This window comes from Aeromonas molluscorum (assembly GCF_051376105.1).
Taxonomy (GTDB): domain Bacteria; phylum Pseudomonadota; class Gammaproteobacteria; order Enterobacterales; family Aeromonadaceae; genus Aeromonas; species Aeromonas molluscorum.
In genome coordinates this window covers 1,740,558-1,761,372 of the sequence record NZ_JBPQCY010000002.1, presented here as the reverse complement: position 1 = coordinate 1,761,372, position 20,815 = coordinate 1,740,558, and the positions used below count along the sequence as shown (strand labels likewise).

Sequence of the window (20,815 nt, the reverse complement as noted above, 5' to 3'; positions counted from 1 at the left end):
GCACCATGTTGCAAGGAACCTTCAAACGCACCCTGATCGGTAGCCTGCTCGCACTGAGCTTCGGCGCCCATGCCCAGATAGACGAAATTCACTTCCTGATCCCGGGTGGCGCAGGGGGCGGCTGGGATACCACGGCCCGCGGCACCGGTGAAGTGCTGACCAAGTCAGGCCTTATCCACACTGTCTCTTATCAGAACATGTCTGCCGGTGGCGGCGCCAAGGCGATTGCCCACCTGATCGAGACCTCGTCCCAGTCCGAAAAGACCTTGATGGTCAACTCCACCCCCATCATCGTCAAGTCCCTCTCCAAGGAGCTGCCGCAGTCATTCCGGGATCTGACCCCGGTCGCCGCCATCATCGCCGACTATCAGGCGCTGGCGGTCAAGGCTGACTCTCCCTATCAGAACTGGGCCCAGCTGCTGGCCGCTTATGAAGCCAACCCATCCAAAGTGAAGATCGCCGGTGGCTCTGCCCGTGGCAGCCTGGATCATCTGGTGGCGGCATTGACCTTCAAGAACGCCGGCGCCGATGCCAGCAAGCTGCGCTACGTGGCCTATGATGCCGGCGGCAGTGCCATGGCCGCCGTGCTGGCCGGGGAAACCCAGGCCATCTCCACCGGATTCGGTGAAGCGATGGAAGCGGTCAAATCCGGCCAGATGCGCATCCTGGGGGTCACCTCGGACAAGCGTCTGCCCGGTGCCGACCAGGTGCCGACGTTCAGCGAGCAGGGCAACCCCACCGTCTTTGCCAACTGGCGTGGCTTCTTTGCCTCCCCCAGCATCACCCCGGAAAAATCGGCCGAGTTCGCCGTCCTGCTCAAGCAGATGTATGACAAACCGGAGTGGGAGACGGTTCGCGCCCGCAACAGCTGGACCAACCTCTATAAATCAGGTCCTGAATTTACCGCCTTCCTCGAGGGCCAGGAGAAGCAGATCGGCGGCCTGATGACAGAGCTCGGTTTCATCAAATAATCCTCGTTGTCACATAACAGGCGGGCCCAGCGCCCGCCGTCCATGTTGGAGAGCACATCATGAATATCACCAAGGAGCGATTCGGAGGCCTGCTGTTTTTGCTGCTCTCCATCGTCTATGGCTACTACGCCACCGAGATCCCCGGCTACCCCGGCGACGAATACGAACCCTTCACCGCCAGCACCCTGCCCTATGCCTTGGCCGGGCTTGGGGTGCTGCTTTCTCTGCTGCTGATGGTCTCCCCGGGGGGCGAGCACCTGCGCAAGGAGCCGGGTGACTGGCGCCGGGTCTTCATCCTGCTCGGGCTCATGGTCATCTATGGCCTGGGTCTGACCTGGTTTGGTTTTGTGCTCTCTACCATCGCCTTCCTGACCGTGGGCATACGCGTACTGGGCGAGCCCAGCCTGCGCTACGGCCTGATGATCAGCGTTCCCTTCTCCATCGGTTTCTGGGCACTGCTCACCAAGGGGCTCAACGTCTATCTGGAGCCGGGTCGTCTGTTCACCCTGCTCGGGTTTTAAGGAGTCATCATGTTAGACGGAATCTTGCAAGGACTCGGCACAGCACTGCTGCCAGTCAACCTGATGATGGTGGTGCTCGGCTGCTTCGTCGGCACCTTCATCGGCATGCTGCCGGGCCTGGGTCCGGTCACCGCCATCGCCCTGATGATCCCCATCACCTATGGCCTGGATCCCTCCTCCGGCATCATCTTGATGGCCGGGGTCTATTACGGCGCCATCTTCGGGGGATCTACCTCGTCCATCCTGATCAACGCCCCCGGTTGCTCGGCAACCGTGGTGACCGCCTTTGACGGCTACCCCCTGGCCTGCAAGGGCCAGGCGGGCAAGGCCCTGGCCATCGCCGCCTACGCCTCCTTCACCGGCGGCACCCTGTCCGCCATCATGCTGATGGTGGCGGCCCCGCTGCTCGCCAGGGTCTCCCTCTCCTTCCAGTCGGCGGACTACTTTGCGCTCATGGTACTGGGCCTCTCGGCCGTGGCGGCGTTCGCCGGCAAGGGTCAGGTGCTCAAGGCCCTCATCATGGCGCTGTTTGGCATCATGATCTCCACCATCGGCATAGACCGCAGCGTCGGGGTGGACCGCTTCACCTTCGGGCTGCCGGACTTGCGCGACGGTTTCTCCTTCCTGCTGCTGGCCATGGCCACCTTCGCCCTGGCGGAGATCCTGATGTCGGTGCTGCGCCCCGGCAAGGACAACAGCGAGGAGGAGGCCAAGCAGATGAAGCAGCTCGGCAGCCTCAAGTTGAGCCGGGAAGAGGTGCGCGAAATCGCCCCCCCCATCATGCGTTCGTCCGTGCTGGGCTTTCTCATCGGCGTCTTGCCGGGGGCTGGCGCCACCATCGCCGCCTTCATGGCCTATGGCGCAGAGCGCAACATCGCTGGCAAGAAGCATCAGGACCAGTTCGGCAAGGGAAGCCTGCGCGGCCTGGCCGCCCCGGAAGCGGCCAACAATGCCGCCTCCACCGGCTCCTTCGTGCCCTTGTTGACCCTGGGGATCCCGGGCTCGGGCACCACGGCCCTGATCCTGGGTGCCCTAGTCGCCTATGGAATCCAGCCGGGTCCGCGTCTGTTCATGGAGCATCCGGACGTGTTCTGGTCGGTGATCATCTCCATGTATCTGGGCAATGTGGTGCTCTTGATCCTCAACCTGCCACTCATTCCTTACCTGGCCAGGATACTGGCAGTACCACGTCCGGTATTGATCCCCATGGTGCTGCTCTTCTCCCTGACCGGGGTCTATCTGGTGTCGTTCAACACCATGGACATCCATGTGATGACGTTAGTTGCGCTGATCGCCATCGGCCTGCGCCTGCTCAATTTCCCCATGGCCCCCATGCTGCTCGGCTTCATCCTGGGAGGCATGCTGGAAGACAACCTGCGCCGCGCCCTGGTGATCAACGATGGCTCCATGAGCTTTATGTGGGAACGCCCCATCACCCTCGGCTTTACGATCATCACCATCACTATGCTGATGATCCCGCTCTGGCAATGGTGGCAGGCTCGCAAGGAACCCAAGGGTGAACCTGTGACTCATTCCTGAATCGATGGCACTCTGCCGCCTCAGTACCCTACCCATAATGAGCAGAGACCTTGATAAACCAGAGTGATAACAAGCAGTAATAAAAAGAGCGCCATCAAGGCGCTCTTTCTTTGTCCGTAGCATCTGTGCTCAGCGGCGGCGATAGCGGCGCTCGGGACGTCCGACGGTACCATATTCGAGCTCAGGGGATGCCAGCTGCTGGCCCACCAGAAACTCCAGGTAACGGCGCGCCGTGGTGCGGCTCACCCCGACCCTGGCACCAATCTCTTCCGCGCTCGCCCCCTCGCCCGCCAGGGCGCTCAGGATCCGCTCCAGAGTCAGGGCATCGATGCCTTTGGGCAGCGTGAGCGGGTTGGCACTGCCGGCAGTGCTACCAAACAGGGCGTCCACGTCCTGCTGGCTGATATCGGCCAGGCTGGCCAGGGCCTGGCTGCTCTGCCGATATTTCTCCAGGGTGCCCTTGAGCCGCTCGAACACTACGGGCTTCAAGATGAAGTCCACGACCCCGAGGCGCATCGCCTCCTGCAAGGTAGCCGCTTCCCGCGCCGCAGTGAGCAGGATAACATCCACCTCGGCCCCCTCCTGGCGCAGCTGCTTGAGCAGCCCCAGCCCCTCGCCATCGGGCAACCAGACATCGAGCAACACCAGATCGGGTTTGAGCACGGTGATCTGCTCGCGGGCATCGCTTAAGGTGAGTGCCAGACCGCACAGGACGAAGCCCGGCAGCCGCTCGACGAAGCGGCGGTGGATATCGGCGATGGCCGGGTCATCCTCCACTATCAATACCTTGATCATTCACACATCCTTGGGAATGTAACAGACAAAACAACTGCCCTGTTCGGTCGCTTCTATGACGATGTCACCCTTCAGCGCATCCAGGGTCTTGCGCACCAGTGCCAGGCCGATGCCATGACCTCGCTCGGTCTTGCTGCTGACGCCGGGCTCAAATAGCCGATCCTGCAACGTGGGGGCCACACCGCCAGCCCCATCCTCGACCTCCAGGATCAGATCCTGACCAAGGTCCGTCATCGAGACCCGGATCGGGGCATAGGGAGCCCCCTGGCGACGGGTCGCCTCGAAGGCGTTGTCGATGAGATTGCCAAGCAGGGTCACCAGCTGGGAACCTGACACTCTGGCGGGAATATCATGCAGGCGTGAATCGGGCTCGACGACAAGCTCGAGCCCCAGCTCATGGGCCCTGTGATACTTGCCAAGCAGCAGCCCTGCCACTTTGGGCTTGGCGATCGCCGTCATCAGGAAGCTGAGCAGGGTCTGCTCCGTGCCGGCCTCACGGCCGATGAAGGCGAGCGCCTCCTCATGGGCACCGAGTTCGATAAGCCCGGCAATGGTACCCAGCTGATTATTGTGTTCGTGGGTCTGCACCCGCAGCAGATCGCTGTAGGCCTGTACCTGGCTGAGCTGGGCACTCAGCTCGGCCAGCTCATCCTTGCGCCTGAAGCTCGATACGGCCCCGATGAGTTCGCCATCGCGCACCAAGGGCAGACGGTTGACGATCAGGTGCTGGCCGTTGAGCCAGATCTCCTCGTCATATTGCGGCTTGGGATCATGAATGAGCGACAACATGCGAGTCTCAGGCAGCAGATCATTGATGGGACGGCCTATGGCTCCCCTGGCCTGCTGCTCATCGAGGTGCAGCAACTTGATGCCATTGGGGTTGATGGAGGTGAGCCGCCCCTCGCCATCGATGGTGAGTATCCCCTCGCGCACGGTGCGCAGGGTACAGTCGAGCTCGGCATAGAGACGGCCTATCTGTTCGGGCTCAAAACCGAAGATCGCTTTTTTATAGCGCCGCGCCAGCCAACCTGCCGCCAGGCTGTTGAGCAGCACGATGAGCAGGGTGATGAAGAGGCCAAAGCGCAGAAAACCGCGTAGATCCGCGTCTATGTCGCGCACCAGATAACCGACCGACACCACGCCGATGATCTGACCCAGCTCGTCATGGATTGGTGTCTTGCCGCGCACCGACACCCCCAGGGAACCCTTGGCATGGGAGATATAGGACTCCCCATTGACCAGCGCCCGGGTCGGATCGTCCCCCACCATCGGCTTGCCGATACGATCCGATTGCGGATGTACCAACCGCAAGGCGTTGCGATCGCCGATGACGATGAAACTGGCTCCCACATCGCTGCGGATCTTCTCCACCAGCAGGTTGAGGCGAGCCGTGTCAGCCCGGCGCACCCCGGTTATCACGGCGCTATCCCGCGCCACCAGCTGGGCCACGTCCAGCGCCTGCTCCCCCACCTCGCGATAACGCTGCTCGGAGACATAGTAATAGCTGGCGGTGCTGAGCAAGATAAGCTGCAACAGGCTGATACAACACAGAATAAGGAGAAAGCGTCCCTGCAGTCCCAGTTTCATGAAAGGTGCCCTGCTCCATCCCCTGCGGCCATCATCTTCAGCATCATGACTCGTTGCCACCGCCCCGCAGCAGGTCCAGCAACAGGCTGCCATCGCGCAGCGCCTTGTGTACCTGCACCGAGGTCGGTTTGGTGGGATCTTCGTAGAAGTGGGTCGACTCTATTTGCAGTCGCACCAGATAATCGGCCGGCAGCTGGCTCGCCAGGGCCTGATGCAGCATGGGGAACAACAGGCGATCGGCGCGGGTGATCTCACCACCCAGCAGCAGCTTGCCCGGATTGAGCAGGCAGATGAGATTGGAGAGCACCCGGGCGAGACGGCCCGCCGCCTGATGCAATATGTCCTGACACAGGCTATTGCCCGCCAATGCCAGCTCGCACAGCTCGCGAATGGTGACGCTCTCGGGAAGATCGGAGTCCGTACCACCTATCCGCCCACGCAGCTCACGGTACTGGGCCTCCAGCGCCTGATTGGTGACTAGGGTGCAGGCACAGCCAAAACCGCCGCAATAACAGCGCTGGCCATAGGGCTCGAGCTGCAGGTGACTGAGATCCCCCAACATGGCGGATTCGCTCTCCATCAGCTGGCCATTGACCACCATGCCCACCCCGATGTCGTTGTGAACGAACACCAGCACGGCATCTGCGCAATTCTTGGCAGCCCCCCACTCGCGCTCAGCCTGTATCCAGGTACGCACATCGCCGCTGACCAGCACGGGCACCGCGAATGCCTGCTGCAGGGTCGGCCCCAGAGGCCAGTTGCGCAGATCATAGAAGGGGAAGTGACGTACCATGCCGGAATGGCGCTCCACCTGACCCGGCAGGCAGAGGGCGATGCAGGCCAGACGCAGGGCCCGCTTGGGCAAGAAACTCTCTATCGCCTTGATGAGGCTGGCCAGCAGATCGCCCCGTTCTGCTTCGCTGAATTGGTGACGATGGCGGGCCAGAGAGCGGCCCGCCAGATCGAACAGGGCCATGTCCACATAGCCGCGGCCCAGGCGCATGGAGAGAAACTGGAAGCGACGCTCATTGATGCGCAGCAGGATCTGGCGCCGACCCCGACCGACAGAACTTTCGCCACAGGTCACCACCAGGCCGCCATCGAGCAGCTCCCGGGTGATCTTGGTGATGCTGGCAGGGGAGAGGCCAGTCAGGCGGGAGAGATCGGTGCGTGACAGCTCCTTGTGCTCCTCCAGACTGGCGTAGACCAGCCCATAGTTGAGCTGCCGGATCAAATCGATACTGCCTTTCACGATCTCATTCATAGGGTCTTTTAACGAAACGGCGAACAATGGTTAATTGTTCCATATTCTCGGCCAATCCCCAAACTGCACTGTCAGATCCCCGGCCCCGATCACTGATTATGCTGCGGTACTGGTCTGTGGCCCCCTCGCTTGGCTACAATCCCCGCACATTTGATTCAGATACGGCCTATACCATGACCCCTTGCCCTTGCGGTTCCACCCTCTCCTACCAGACCTGCTGCGCCCCCCTCCATCAGGGCCAAGCCGCCGCGAGCTGCGAACAGCTGATGCGCTCGCGCTACAGCGCCTTCGTGTTGGGGCTGGGTGACTATCTGGTGCAGAGCTGGCACCCGGACTTTCTGGGGGACCTGACCGCGACCGAGCTTGGCCGCCAGGAGACCCGCTGGGTCGGGCTCGAGATAGTCAACACCCAAGATGGCACCCCGGGTGATGAAGAGGGCGAGGTCGAGTTCAAAGCCTGGTTCCTCGATGCAGGGCAGCGCCACTGTCTGCATGAACGCTCCCGCTTCACGCGCCTGGCAAGGCGCTGGGTCTATACCGAGGGCGTCCAGTTTCCCCATGACGCGTGCCCTCTGCCCGGGCGCAACGACCCCTGCCCCTGTGGCAGCGGCAAGAAACACAAGAAGTGCTGTGGCTGAGGACAGGGCAGCGGTTGCCCACCAGTCCGAAATGACAAGGCCGCCCGAGGGCGGCCTTGTTGCATCAAGGGTGATCGACGATGAGGTGCTGGTTATCGATGAGCGAGGTGAGTATCTCGCTCTGACTGCCCCCTCCCATATTGAGGCTGGAGAGATCCACACTCTTGACATCGATGGACTGGGTTATCTGCCCATCCCCGGCGGGAGAGATATCCAGATGCAAGTCACTCACCCCGTTGGCCCCTGCCGTCACCGACACCTGGATATGGGAGAGCAGGCTGTTGATGTCGCTGCCGCTGACTCCGCCCAGCATGTCGCTGAGATCCAGCCTGTCCCCTTGTTGCAGGTTGAAGTCGGTGATGGTATCGACCGCAGGCTGGCTGGCCGAACCCGCATCCGGCAAGGTCCAGGCAAAGGTATCGCTGCCCAGCCCCCCGGTGAGAATGTCACTGCCGGCACCGCCATAGAGGATGTCATCACCCTGGCTGCCGACCAGATGGTCATCCCCGCCGCTGCCATGGAGTTCGTTGCCCGCCACAGTGTGAACTTCCAGAGTGTCCGGGGTTGAGCTGATGACACTGCCCCCCGAACTGGACTCGGCCTGTACCGAAACGTTGTGGCTGCCCACACCAAAGCCATCCAGGAACAGCGGCAAGTTGCTGTCTCCTGGCAGCAACCAGTCGCCATTACCCAGATCCTGCCCCACCTGCCGACCATCTTGATCCAGCACCTGAGCGCCATCCAGACCACTCAGCCTGATGCTTAACTCACCCGGTTCAGGGTTGGCAACCCAGGCACTCAGGCTGAGGGGAACCCAGCCACCGACCAGGGCTGTCACCCCATGACTGTCCAGCTGCAAATTGGGCATATCGGCCTGGGCGGCCACATTGATGCCGAGCTGGCCGCTATCCTCCAGAGCGCCGCCGGAGCCCGTGCTGCCGAGATCCGAGATAACCAGACTCAGGTTGTCATCCCCCCAGTAGTCCGGACTCGGCTGATAGTGGACTGCGCCAGCCAGGAAGGCGTTGAGGGCATCCTGAGCACCGGTCAGGATCAGGCTATTGCTGTTGCTGCCAAGCACTGTGACTCCGGCACCAGCGGCTGCGACCAGGAGACCATGTTCAACCTTGAGGGTCACCTGCATCGGTGCCGTACCGGCATCCACATCCTTGACGCTGATGCCGCTCAGTATGATGTCGCCATCCTCACCCAGGCTCAAGCCGCTGCCAGGCAAGGTCAGCTCAGGCGCGTCGTTGACCGGTTGCACGGCGATGTCCAGGGTACTGCTGACATCCTGACCGCCACCGCTGCCAGTGTTGCCCAGATCGTTGGTTACCATGGTCAGCTGATCGCTGCCATTGAAGTTGGCATCCCCCAGATAGTGGATGCCGCGCCCCAACAGAGCATTGATCGCATCCTGGGAACCGAGCAGCGTCACACTGCCACTGCCATCCCCCGTCACGCTGACGCCTGCGCTATCAACCACTGTCAGACTGCCGTTGCCCACGCTCAGGGTGACGCGGATATCCTTGCCCTCGGCGTCCACATCCTGCACCTGCAAGCCCTGGATAAGATGGATGCTCTCCTCCTGAGCCACCTGGGCCGGGGGCAGAATATTGACGGGGTCATCGTTGACCGGCTGTATCTCTATGGGCAGCACATCGGTATCGCTCAGGGCCCCGCCACTGCCGGTGTTGCCAAGGTCATTGGTCACCATGGTCAGGGCATCGCTGCCATTGAAATTGCTGTTGCCCAGATAGTCGATGCCGCCACTGAGCAAGGCATTGATCTGCACCAGGGAACCGCTGAGCAGCAGGCTGCCTGTGCCATCGCCCGTCACTGTGACCCCGGCTGCATTGAGCACCGTCAGGGAGCCATGCGCCACCGAGAGGCGCACCTCGATGTTGCCACTGCCTGCATCCACATCCTTGACCTGCAGACCCTGAATGGTGAAGGGTTTGTCCTCCTGCGCCACCTGGGGGTCCACGGGCAGCAGGTTGACGGGGGCATCGTTGACGGCGCTCACGTCCACCTGAATATTGCCATTGACCTCGGGGCCCAGGGCACCATTGTCCAGGCTCTGGGCCGTCACCTTGAGATCCAGCATGCCGTTGGCATCATGGGTCACCAGCTCGACGGCATCGAGCTTGCCGCCATCCGTGGTGACCTGCCAGCGGCCGCCCCCCAGATCCACCACAGTGCCGGTCACCCCGCTCGGCAGACGGATCTCGGCGCCATCGGGCACGCCGTCGATGGTGACCCTCAACTGCTCGGGGCCCTGCTCATGCACATTGGCCGCACTGCCGCCGGTCGCCTGGGTATCCCGGGTCTCCAGCCCCAGACTCAAGGTGATCACATCCCCTTCGGTGCCACTAGCCTGGCCCTGGATGTCGGCAATGATGACATCGCCGACCGGATTGATGGTGACGGTGAAACCGGCACTGGTCTCAAGGGGAATGGTGAGCCCCTTGTCCAGCGTGAAGGCGCTGAAGGTGAGATCCAGGCTGCCGCTGAAGTCGGCTGGCGGTATCAGCTTGAGGTTGGCCATATTGGTACCGACCGGCACCTGCCATACCCCATTGCCATTGTTGGAGGCGGGCGCCGACAGGGTGAAGCCATCCGGCACCCCCTTGATCTGCAGCGCCACTATCTTCTCGGAGCCATCGGTATCGACCAGTTGAGCCGAGAGACCACCCAGGCCGACCTTGCCATCCTCATCCCCCGTCATGGTCTGCACCGTCAAGGTGGCCGGGTCATTGACCGGCTTGACCTCGAAGGCCAGATTAGCCTGCCAGTCGGCTGTCGCAGTCCCTGTGCTCGCCTCATCCTGGATATGCAGGGTGACGGCAACGGGGACAGTGCCGCTGAAGTTCTCTTTGGGTGCGAACACCAGATCCTTGAGCGCCGCCGGATCAGTGACCGTCAAGGTGTTGACCGGGTTGCCTGCCCCATCGAGGAAATGGCCGAAGCGAGGATCGACCGTGACGGTGGCAGATTGCACCCTTTCAAGCCCGCCCCCCGCCACGCTTGGGCTGATGTCGGCCAGCTTGACGTCCATATTGAGGTGGATCCGGGTATCTTCCAGATTGTCCGGCTGGCCATCACCGTTGATGTCCTTGATGCTGAGGGACAGGGTCGGCTGGCCATCGGCACCGCCATTGACATCGACTTCGGGCAGTATTTCCAGGCTGACGGTCTGCTCGACAAGCTGGTTGTCACCACTGGTGACATCCGTGTTGACCACCCGCACATCGAGCGTCAGCTTGCCGGCGAAATCGGTCGGCAACCCCAGGGTCAGATTCTCCAGACCATTGAGACTGGTCGGCAGCTTGATCAGATATTGGCCGTTGACGAAGTCATAGTTGAGCCCCTGCAGGCTGACGCCGGCGGGCAACCCGCTGATGACGATGCTTACCTCGTCGTTGGCACTGTCCTGGCTTGCGATGGTTATCTGCGATTTGAGCTGGCTGCCAAGGTCGACTCGATGATCCTCAACCCCGGTGACAGGCACCGGATTGAAGGTGATCAGGGCCGCCTTGTCCGTGGTGGCCACAGTGTCGAGGAAGATGGCCGTCACCGACAGGGTCTGCTCAACCGGCACACTAGGATCCCCATCATCACTGTGATCCACAATGCGGGCACTGACGTTGAACTCGACCAGACCGGTGAAGTTGTCGGGTGCCTTGAGGGCATAGGCTCCCATATTGGCGGCGGGCACCGTCCAGTTGCCCTTGCCGTCATTGATGCCGCCGACCACGGAGAAACCGTCAGGCAAGCCGCTGATGACCACATAATCGATGGCTTCTACCGAGCTCGGGTCCAGGTCCTGGAAGCTGAACGCCTGGCTCAGGTCTATGTCCTGATCATCAAAGCCCAGCAAGAAAGGATCGTCTATCTGCAACTTGCCATCCGGCTCGACCACCGCCTGGATATCCACATTCAGGGTACCGTCGATCACCTTGACATCGATGGCACTCGAGTCCACATCCTGCTGAGTGATGGTCACCTTGCTATGGATGACGGTGTCCCTGTCGGAGTCTTCCGGTGCCTTGACCAGCAGCTGACCGCCATTTAACAGGCTTTGCAGGTCGGTATCGCTCAGGCTGACCGACCCTGCGTTTGGGATGAGCTGGTGAGTACCACTGCTATCTTTGACCCAGATCTCGTAACCCGGCTCAATCCCGGTCAGGGTCAGGGCCGTGACTTTCTCGGCCCCATCGCTCAAGTGAGGCTGCCAGTCGAGGACGGTGAACTCATCTTCCAGCCCATGGCTGGTACGACTGTAATCTCCCGCATCCACCAGGGGTTCGACCCGGATATGCAGCGGCGTCTCAAAGGTTTTACTCTCCCCGTCATTCTCGGTCACCACCACCCGGCCGATCAGGTTGATGTCTTGGGTGCTGTTGAGGGGCGGCTTGATCTGGATATTGCCCAAACTGCCAATGTCCACCTGATAGATGGGCTGGCCGCTGACATCGAGCCCGGCATAAGTCAGGCTGAGCGGGTTGCCCTGGCCGTCTAGCACCAGAGCCCCGTCCGGCAGGCCATAGAGCACCAGATTGAGGGTCTCTGAGGTATCAGTCGGCGCATTGGGGATCTCCCCCGATATGAGCTTGAAGTCCAGGGGCGCGGTACCGTCTTCCTTGATGGTGATCTGGAAACCCTGATCGCTTGCGGGCTGCCACTGGCTGGTATTGAGATCCAGCAGGGGCGTATCGACCACACCGACCAGATCCACATGCAAGGTCTGGCTCGCCGTGACCGTCTCGCTGACCACTGAGCTGACATTGCCATTGGCATCGGTCAGGCTGGCGGTATCTTTCACCACCCCGGTGATGACGAGATTGAAATCGACGTTGCTCTCTGGCGCAGGTTGCAGCTTGAGGTTGGCTATCTGGTCATAGGGCACCTCGTAGTAACCCTTGGCATCCTGAGCCACCACCACGCCGCCGAGCAGCAGGGTGGCACCGGCGGGCAAGCCTTCGATACGCACGAACAGCAGCTCGGAGCCATCGCTGTTGTCGGCCAGTCCCGCCAGGCTTATCTTGCCGCCCAGGTCGAGCAGGGTGTCTTCCTTGCCCTGGATATCGCGGATGGTGAGCTTGGCATCATCGGCCAGGGGATTGACGTTGATCACCAGTTCGATGGGGTCGCCAACCGCCTTGTCCTGACCCGTCACCACAGGCGCCTTCTCGGTACTGATCGGGGTAATGGTCAGTTTGATGTCACCGCTGTAGTCCTTGCCGGGCACCACAGTCACCTTGTTGATGTCACCCGCCGCCACCGTGTAGAGACCGCTGCCATCTGGCTGAAGCAGTTTGCCGTTCAGGGTCAGACTGCCCAAGCCAGACTCCCACTTGAGCTGATAGCTCAGGGTCTCGGAGCCATCGGTATCGGTGAGGCTGGCTTGTACATTGAGCGCAATGCCGCTGGCATCTTCATTGAGGCTGTAGTGCTGATCGGTATTGCCAGCGATCCACACCGGCTTATCGGCTATGCCCTCCACCGTGATGGCGAGGTTGCCCGTCAGGAGTGGCGGCTTGCTGCCGCCATCTGTGACCCCTACCTGCAACTGCACCGGGAAGGAGAGCGGCTTGCCCGCATCCGTGTAGCTCGAATAATCATGGGCAGGCACAAAGGTGAGCCCCTGGGTCTGATAATGCTCGTTGTCGCTGCTCACCATGGCAGCAGGCGGCACCTGATACCAGGTCTTGCCACCCAGGGTGAGGGTGGTCAGCGCCACCCCGTTGAAATAGAAGGTGCCATGGGCATTGGCCGGCGCCTGGATCAGCAAAGTCTCTACATGCTCGCCCCGATCAAAGTCGCCGACATCCAGGGTCATGGTGATGGGGATCCCCAGGCCTGGATCTGTCGCACCAGCATCTTCTTTCCCCGGCACGGCTTCGACGACGAGTTTACCCGCCTCATCCCTTATAGTCAGGGTCAACACGCCATCATCGGTATCGCCATCCCCGTCCACCAGGTGGAAGTCGACCTTCTGCACCAGCGTCGTGTTGCTGTGATCTATATCCGCCCGGGCGGTGAAGCTGTAATTCCCCTCGGCGTTGATCACCAGGGTGCCTATGGTCTGCCCGCTGCTGTCTGTCACGGCCAGGGAGCTATTGCCGGTGGCCGCAATCGGGTGCTCGACGCCATTGATGGTCACCGATTTTATCACCGCATCGTCGGCACCCTCGCTGGCGGTGGCCAGCAGATCGCCGCTCACTTTCGCCCCCTGGTTCAGGACCTTGCCGGCATCGACCGCGACGGGCACATCGTCCTGCACGCTGACGTGACCTATCACCTCGGCGCTGAGATCGCCATCATGGTCCAGGGCCTGCAACGGCAGCTGGATATCCAGCAGGTCCTTGCCCTGGGCACTGTGATCCAGGTTGCCGGTCAGCTCGAAGATATATCGCCCGGAAGCTTCCAGGGTCAACTTGAAGATGAGCTTGCCCCCGCTGTCCTTGCCAAGATAGACCCCCGGCTGGCTGTCGGCGCTGACGCTCACCACTTTTCCCCCGGAGCTGAGCTGGTTGAGGGCGTTGAAGCGGGCCACATCCAGTTGCAGGGCCACCACCTTGTCGCTACCCGCATCGATGACCACCTGCCCTGTGGCTTTCTCCCCTGTACCCGCAGGGCTGGTGCCCCCGTGCTGGCCAGTGCCGCCATCGAGATCCGACTCCTTGACGGTGACACTCCCGATGGAGCTGATCACGGGGTCGGCGGCGTCGGTGATCACCGCCGTGGTGTTGCCGGTGATCACAGAGCCATCGCTGTCGGTCACCTGGACCGGCAGGGTCAGGTTGAGCTTGTCGTCGGCGCCGTGATCCAGGTTGGTATGCACCGTCACCTGGTAATCCAGGGTAGCCGAGCTGTGGGCCGCTATGCTGCCTGGCACGTTCGGCAGGGTCACGCTCAGCACCAGGGTGCCGCTCGCGGTCAGGGCCTGGAAGGAATGGCCGTTGCTGCCCGGCACCTCCTGCCAGGTCAGGGTCTCGCCATTGTGGGTGATGGCCTTGCCGCTCGCATCCACAACCTGACCGGAGAGGGTCAGGCGCACGTCCACCACGGGGTCGGAATCCGCGGTGATGGTCAGGGTGCCGGTGGCCTGCTGGTCGTCCGCCGTCTGGTTGCTGCCAGCCCCATCGAAGCGCCCTTCATTCAGGGTCACCCCGGTGAGGCTGAGGGTCGGTTTGTCCCCTTCCGCAACGCTAATGTTGAGGGTGCCCGAGGTGGTGTCGTTGTTGCCAGCCCCCTTGTCGCTGTCGACGACGTTGACCTTGAACGGCAGCTCTGTGCTGCTGCCATTGCTCTGGTGTACTCCCTCAAACAGGGTCACCTTGTAGTCAAAATCGTTGCTGGCGGCGTTGTCGAGCTTGCCGCTGATCTCCACCTGCAGCACCTCGACCCGCACCCCGTTCACTTCCACATAGCCCTTGAGGATCTGGTTACCCGGGATGCTGGCATCGCCATCCACCAGTTCGTATTTCACGCTCTGGCCCAGGGCGGTCAGGGCCGGCTGCTCCGCGATATCGGCGAACGATACCTCGCTCACCCGATCCGAGCCTGCGTCCACGGTGAAGTGACCCGTGCCGGTCAGGGGGCTGCTGCCATCGAGGTTGCCCTCGTCCAGGCTCACCCCGCTGCCCGCCACGAAGCCCGGCGCATTGCCGTCCTTGATGGTCAGCGGCAACTGGGTCGAGACCCTGTCCCCGTCTTTGTCCGTGAGGGTGATGGCCAGGGGCAGGTCGAGGGACTCGCTGCCCTGGTGATCCAGCTCGCCGCTCAAGGTCACCTTGGCGGTGACGCTCCAGTTGCCGTTGTTGTCCACCAGATCCAGCTCGGCGCGCAGCACCTCGCGGCCGTCCGCGCTGGTGCCCACCAGATCCCCATTAACGTCCAGGGTAAAGGTCACCGGGCTGCCGTGGCTGCTGTATTTACCGTCCAGGCTCTGCTGGATGGCGTTGATATCGAACCTGAGGCTGTCGGGGGCCAGGGCATCAGCACCGTGGTTCACGGTGAAGCTCATATTGCCCACCACGGCGCCATCGCCCTGGTTGGCCTCGGTCAGGCTGGTGCCGGTCACGGCGCTGATCACCGGATTGGCCCCATCGCCGATGGCGACGCTCAAGGTGGAGGAGACGGTGTCACCATCACTGTCTGTGAGGGTGAAGCCCGCCTTGAGCAGGCGGTCCGCACTGCCCTGATCCAGCGGCTGGTTCAGGGTGAAGACGTAGTGACCTCTCTGATCTAGCGTGAGGGTAAAGACATTCTGGCCGTTGACGGCGCCACTGATGCTGTTGCCGCTGATGCTGATGACCACAGGCGCACCACCGCTGGTGAGCCCCTGCAGGCCCGGCTGGCTGGCATCGAAGCTGATACTGGCAAGGGGATCGCTGCCGGCGGTGATATTCAGATCACCGGACAGGGTCTGAGCCGCGCTCCAGTCGCTGTCTTCCACCAGGGTCAGGGAGACGGCGTCCACGCTCGGCAGGGCGCCATCGGTGATGGCGATATTGAGGGTGCCAAGGTTGCTCTGGTCGCCGTCAAAGTCGGTGCCCTGCACCTGCAGCCCCAGGTTGACGCTGTTGCTGTTGACCGGTTGATCCAGCACGCTATCGAGCATCACATGGTACTTGCCGTCCAGCCCCAGGGTCACGGTCAGAATGGTCTTGCCGCTGGCATCCAGCAGGGTGATGACGTTGCCGTTGACCTGATAGCTGGTCGGCTTGCCGCCACTGGTCAGATTATCCAGGGCGGGCTGGCTTGCCTCGAAGTTCAGGGAGACCAGGCGATCGCTGCCCACATTCACCGGCAACTGGCCGTCCAGGGTCTGGCCCGAGGCCCCTTCCTGAAGGCTGATGCCGGTGTCGATGCCAAGCTGGGGATCGGCGGCATCGGTGACATGAATGACGGTATCACCTTTGCTGACGGTGCCATCGCTGTCCGTCACCTGCATGCCGACACGGATGTCGAGCCTGTCGTTCGCACCGTGGTCCAGATTGGTGTGAGTCACCACCTGATAATCGAAATCCACCTTGGTGTGCGCCGCGACGCTATCGGGCACATTGGGCAGGGTCACGCTCAGCACCAGGGTGCCGCTCGCGGTCAGGGCCTGGAAGGAATGGCCGTTGCTACCCGGCACGGCTTGCCAGGTGAGGGCCTCGCCATTGTGAGTGACGGGATTGCCGTTGACGTCCATGACCTGACCGCTCAAGACCAGGCGTACATCGACGATGGGGTCCGAGTAGGCCTGTACCGTCACCTTGCCCGAGATGAGCTGATCGTCGGCGGTCGCGCCACTGGCTGCGCCATCGAAACGTCCCTCCCCCAAGGTCACGCTGTCGACGGTCACCCCGTTGACAATGGGCCTGACCCCCTCGCTGATGGTGATGTCCAGGGTGCCAGTGGTGCTGTCGTTGTTGCCACCCCCCTTGTCACTGTCGATGATGTCGAGCTTGAGGGGCAGGCTGGTCGAGCCGTCACCGCCGCTCTGGTGCACCCCTTCGAACAGGGTCACCTTGTAGTCAAACCTGTTGCTGGCGGTGTTGTCGAGCGAGCCAACCAGCTCCACCTGGAGCACTTCGATGCGCTGGCCACCCACCTCCACATAGCCCTTGAGGATCTGGCTGCCCGGGATGGCGGGATCCCCGTCCACCAGTTCGTATTGCACCTGCTGACCCAGGGCCAACAAGGGGGGCTGGGAAGCCGGATCGGCGAACGAGACCTGGCTCACCCGATCCGACCCCGCCTCCAGGGTAAAGTGTCCCGTTTCCGTCAGACTGTTGCTGCCATCGAGGCTGCTCTCGTTCAAGTCTACCCCGCTGCCCGCTACGAAGCCCGGCGCATTGCCGTCCTTGATGGTGAGCGGCAACTGGGTCGAGACCCTGTCCCCGTCTTTGTCCGTGAGGGTGATGGCCAGGGGCAGGTCGAGGGACTCGCTGCCCTGATGATCCAGCTCACCGCCCAAGGTTACCTTGGTAGTGACGCTCCAGTTACCGTTGTTGTCCACCAGATCCAGCTCGGCGCGCAGCACCTCGCGGCCGTCCGCGCTGGTGCCCACCAGATCCCCATTAACGTCCAGGGTAAAGGTCACCGGGCTGCCGTGGCTGCTGTATTTACCGTCCAGGCTCTGCTGGATGGCGTTGATATCGAACCTGAGGCTGTCGGGGGCCAGGGCATCAGCACCGTGGTTCACGGTGAAGCTCATATTGCCCACCACGGCGGCGCCGCCCTGGTTGGCCTCGGTCAGGCTGGTGCCGGTCACGGCGCTGATCACCGGGTTGGCCCCATCGCCGATGGCAACGCTCAGGGTGGAGGAGACGGTGTCACCATCCGAATCAGTCAAGGTGAAGCCCGCCTTGAGCAGGCGGTCCGCACTGCCCTGATCCAGCGGCTGGTTCAGGGTGAAGACGTAGTGACCCTGCTGCCCTGTTTGATCCGAAACAAGGGTCAACGTGAACACATTCTGGCCGTTGACGGCGCCGCTGATGCTGTTGCCGCTGATGCTGATGACAACGGGCTGGCCGCCGCTGGTAAGCCCCTGCAGGCCCGGCTGGCTGGCATCGAAGCTGATACTGGCAAGGGGATCGCTGCCGGCGGTGATATTGAGATCACCGGAGAGAGTCTGGGCCGCGCTCCAGTCGCTGTCCTCCATCAGGGTCAGGGAGACGGGGTCGACCTGGGGCAGCACGCCGTCGGTGATCTGGATATTGAGGGTGCCAAGGTTGCTCTGATCGCCGTCAAAATCGCTGCCCTGCACCTGCAGCCCCAGGTTGACGCTGTTGGTGCCCACAGGTTGATCCAGTACGCCATCGAGCGTCACATGGTACTTGCCGTCCAGGTCCAGGGTCACGGTCAGCACCGTCTTGCCGCCGGCATCCAGCAGGGTGATGACATTGCCGTTGACCTGATAGCTGGTCGGCTTGCCGCCACTGGTGAGACCATCCAGGGCGGGCTGGTTTGCCTCGAAGTTGAGAGAGACCAGGCGATCGCTGCCCACATTGACCGGCAGCTGGCCATCCAGGCTCTGGCCAGAGACCCCTTCCTGCAGGCTGATGCCGGTGTCGATGCCAAGGGCCGGATCCCGACCATCCTGAATGGTGATCTGCAGCTCTGCGGGCGAGGTGGCATCGCCATCAATCTCGACGGCGCCGACCTTCAGCCCCAGGGTCAGGGCATCCGAGCCCTGGTGATCGAGCGGGCCAGTCAGACTGACGCTGACCTCCCCTTTGACGTCATCACCGTTCTGGCTGGCGCTGAGCTTGGCTTGCAGCACCTCGACCCGCTGACCATTGCCGTCCAGGTAGTAGCCACTCAGGGTCAAGTCATCGACAAACTCAAAGGTCAGAGGATGGCCATCGCTGCTGTATTGGCCTTGCAGGCCAGCCAGCACTCCGGTTTGTTCGACGAAGGTCAGCGTATTGGCGAGTATGGGGTCAGCACCATGCTTGACCTCGAACTGGGCGATGCCCACCACGGCACTCGCCTCCTGGAAGGCGTCTTCGGTCAGGGTGAGGGCGGGTACCTGGAAATCGGGAGGGGTGCTATCGAGCAGCGCTATGTGCAGCGGAGCCTCAACCAGATCGCCATCGCTGTCGCGATATTCCAGTGCAAAGGGCAATACCAGCTTGTCCTGGCCATGGTCGAGGCTCTGCTGCCAGATCAGGGTATAGGTGCCATTGTTGTTGACCGCCAGGGTGAACACCGGCTGACCATTGGCGCTGGCCACCAGCCCCTGGCTGCCCAGCTGATAGGTCAACAAGGCGCCATGGCTGGTGAGATGAAGGGATTCGAGGGCGGATTGATCTGCCGCCAGCGTCACCTTGAGGCCGCCATCGACCCCCGCGCCGGTGTTGAGCTGACCGATCTGGCTGATGGGTCCATTGGCGAGATCTGCTTCAAAGAGCACCAAAGTGTCACTCTGGCCGACCAGCGGCACACCATCACTCACCAGATTGCCAGCCAAGTCCGTCACTGTGGCCTTGATGGCGATGGGGCCCTTGAAACCGGAAAGATCCAGGCCGTCTACCTGCCAGCGGCCATCGGCCCCGACCGTCGCTTGCACATTGAACACCGGCTGACCGGCGCCGTTCAGGCTGATAGAGACGATCTGACCCGGCTCGACCTGCGTCACAGTGCCGCTGAGGGTTGCGTTATTGCTACCCCAGAGCTGACCGGCATCCAGATCGTCGATGTCGATGCCAGCCTGGGTGTCGACGGTGACCGTCAGGGTATCGCTCGCCTTGTTACCGGCGATATCGACCGAATCGACCTTGAAGTCATAACTGCCGTCGGCCAGGGTCTGGGGAATAGGGAACTGCCAGTTGCCGGCGCCATCGACGGTGAGTACCGCCAGCACCTGATTGCCCAGGGTCAGCGTGACGGTGGCGCCCGGCTCACCCTTGCCTTGCAGCAAGGGGCGGGTGTCGTGGGTCAGATCGTCCGTCTGGCTGGCACCCGAGTCGCTCTCATCGGCCAAGTCGAGCGTGATGGTGGTAATGGTATCGAGCAGGGTCAAGCCATCGTCGACCGCCTCGTTGCCAAACAGATCGACGGTATGGGCATGAATGGTGAGGGGACCATCGACCAGCTTGCCGGTCACATCGCCAAAATCGGCGGCCCACTGATTGCCGGGCAACACCACCGTGATCACCGTCAGGCTGTTGCCTGCACTGTCGGTCAGGGTGACGGTGACGGGTTGCCCCACCTCCACGTCCTCGACCTGGCCACGGATGATGAGCTGTGTCACCTCGTCGGCATTGATGATGTTGTCGCGGGTCTGGGGTTCGAAGACGGTGATGGCGGCATAGGTATCGACATAGTCGCCACCCAGGGGGCCACGGGGCTGAGCGAGGGCAGCCTGGTGGCCAGTGTCAAACCCGGCCTCGGCCAAGGTGGCGTCATTGGTACGGTCTACGACGATGAAACCAGCGGCGCTCGAACCGGCGCCGACCACGCCGCCCCCTGCCGTTGCGGCAGGACCTGCGGCGGTTTCGGCAAAGACGGCGGTCGGGTCGGCCCCGGCGCGGATGGCTTGTTGCAGCGCCTCGAGATCCAGGTTGGTCGGCTCTTTGTCAGGCTTGCCATTGAGGGCCAGGGTATGCGGGCTCGACACCCAGCTGCCCTGCTCATCGCTGCAGGTGGCACAATCTGGCCCCACCTGCACAGCCTGACCATCGGCGCCTATCACGGCCTGGCCATTGCGGCCGGTCAGCATGACCTGACCGGCGGCTATCTGCCCCTCGGGCGGCATCTGGGAGACAGAACCATCCTGATCGATAATGAACACCTCTCCTTGAACCTGCTTGACCTGAGTCGGAGTATCCATTCGATTACCTTCCATACTGTCCCCTCACTTATTTGCCAGTTCTGCCCGATACAGCGCCAGAACGCGCACCCAACTCTCATTGAGTCAAGCACCTCTTCATGTAGTCTCACCATGATAAATCAATGCCATTGCCATGGATACCTTGTGACCGCCCCCTCAAATTGCGC

Annotated in this window: 8 protein-coding genes; 4 read left to right on the top strand and 4 right to left on the bottom strand. The window is 62.0% G+C overall.

The genetic code is table 11. The features are described 5' to 3' along the window. The first annotated feature begins 5 nt into the window (after positions 1–5). The 3 genes from ACSMDR_RS18560 to ACSMDR_RS18550 are packed head-to-tail and all read left to right on the top strand — an operon-like array spanning position 6 to position 3,031. Entirely contained in the window at positions 6–971 is a 966-nt protein-coding gene (locus ACSMDR_RS18560) for a tripartite tricarboxylate transporter substrate binding protein (protein WP_005908160.1), read from the top strand. Positions 972–1,030: 59 nt separating this feature from the next. After that, positions 1,031–1,492 (top strand): tripartite tricarboxylate transporter TctB family protein, encoded by a 462-nt coding sequence (locus ACSMDR_RS18555; RefSeq protein WP_005908159.1) that lies wholly within the window; start codon positions 1,031–1,033, stop codon positions 1,490–1,492. Between the two features lie 9 nt (positions 1,493–1,501). Next, positions 1,502–3,031 (top strand): tripartite tricarboxylate transporter permease, encoded by a 1,530-nt coding sequence (locus ACSMDR_RS18550; protein ID WP_436469207.1) that lies wholly within the window; start codon positions 1,502–1,504, stop codon positions 3,029–3,031. Between the two features lie 129 nt (positions 3,032–3,160). Here ACSMDR_RS18550 and ACSMDR_RS18545 read toward each other — a convergent pair whose 3' ends face one another. The 3 genes from ACSMDR_RS18545 to ACSMDR_RS18535 are packed head-to-tail and all read right to left on the bottom strand — an operon-like array spanning position 3,161 to position 6,677. Next, on the bottom strand, positions 3,161–3,826 hold the full coding sequence (locus ACSMDR_RS18545) for a response regulator (RefSeq protein WP_436469206.1): 666 nt from the start codon (positions 3,824–3,826) through the stop codon (positions 3,161–3,163). Further along, entirely contained in the window at positions 3,827–5,413 is a 1,587-nt protein-coding gene (locus ACSMDR_RS18540; protein ID WP_005908342.1) for an ATP-binding protein, read from the bottom strand. A gap of 43 nt (positions 5,414–5,456) precedes the next feature. Then, a complete protein-coding gene (locus ACSMDR_RS18535) occupies positions 5,457–6,677 on the bottom strand; it encodes an ROK family protein (protein ID WP_436469205.1) in 1,221 nt (406 codons plus the stop codon). 173 nt (positions 6,678–6,850) lie between these two features. Here ACSMDR_RS18535 and ACSMDR_RS18530 point away from each other — a divergent pair, with 173 nt between their 5' ends. Then, positions 6,851–7,315 carry a YchJ family protein gene (locus ACSMDR_RS18530; RefSeq protein ID WP_436469204.1) on the top strand — a complete coding sequence of 155 codons (465 nt, stop codon included), beginning with the start codon at positions 6,851–6,853 and terminating at the stop codon, positions 7,313–7,315. Positions 7,316–7,379: 64 nt separating this feature from the next. Here ACSMDR_RS18530 and ACSMDR_RS18525 read toward each other — a convergent pair whose 3' ends face one another. Beyond that, positions 7,380–20,648 carry a retention module-containing protein gene (locus ACSMDR_RS18525; protein WP_436469203.1) on the bottom strand — a complete coding sequence of 4,423 codons (13,269 nt, stop codon included), beginning with the start codon at positions 20,646–20,648 and terminating at the stop codon, positions 7,380–7,382. Between the last annotated feature and the right edge of the window lie 167 nt (positions 20,649–20,815).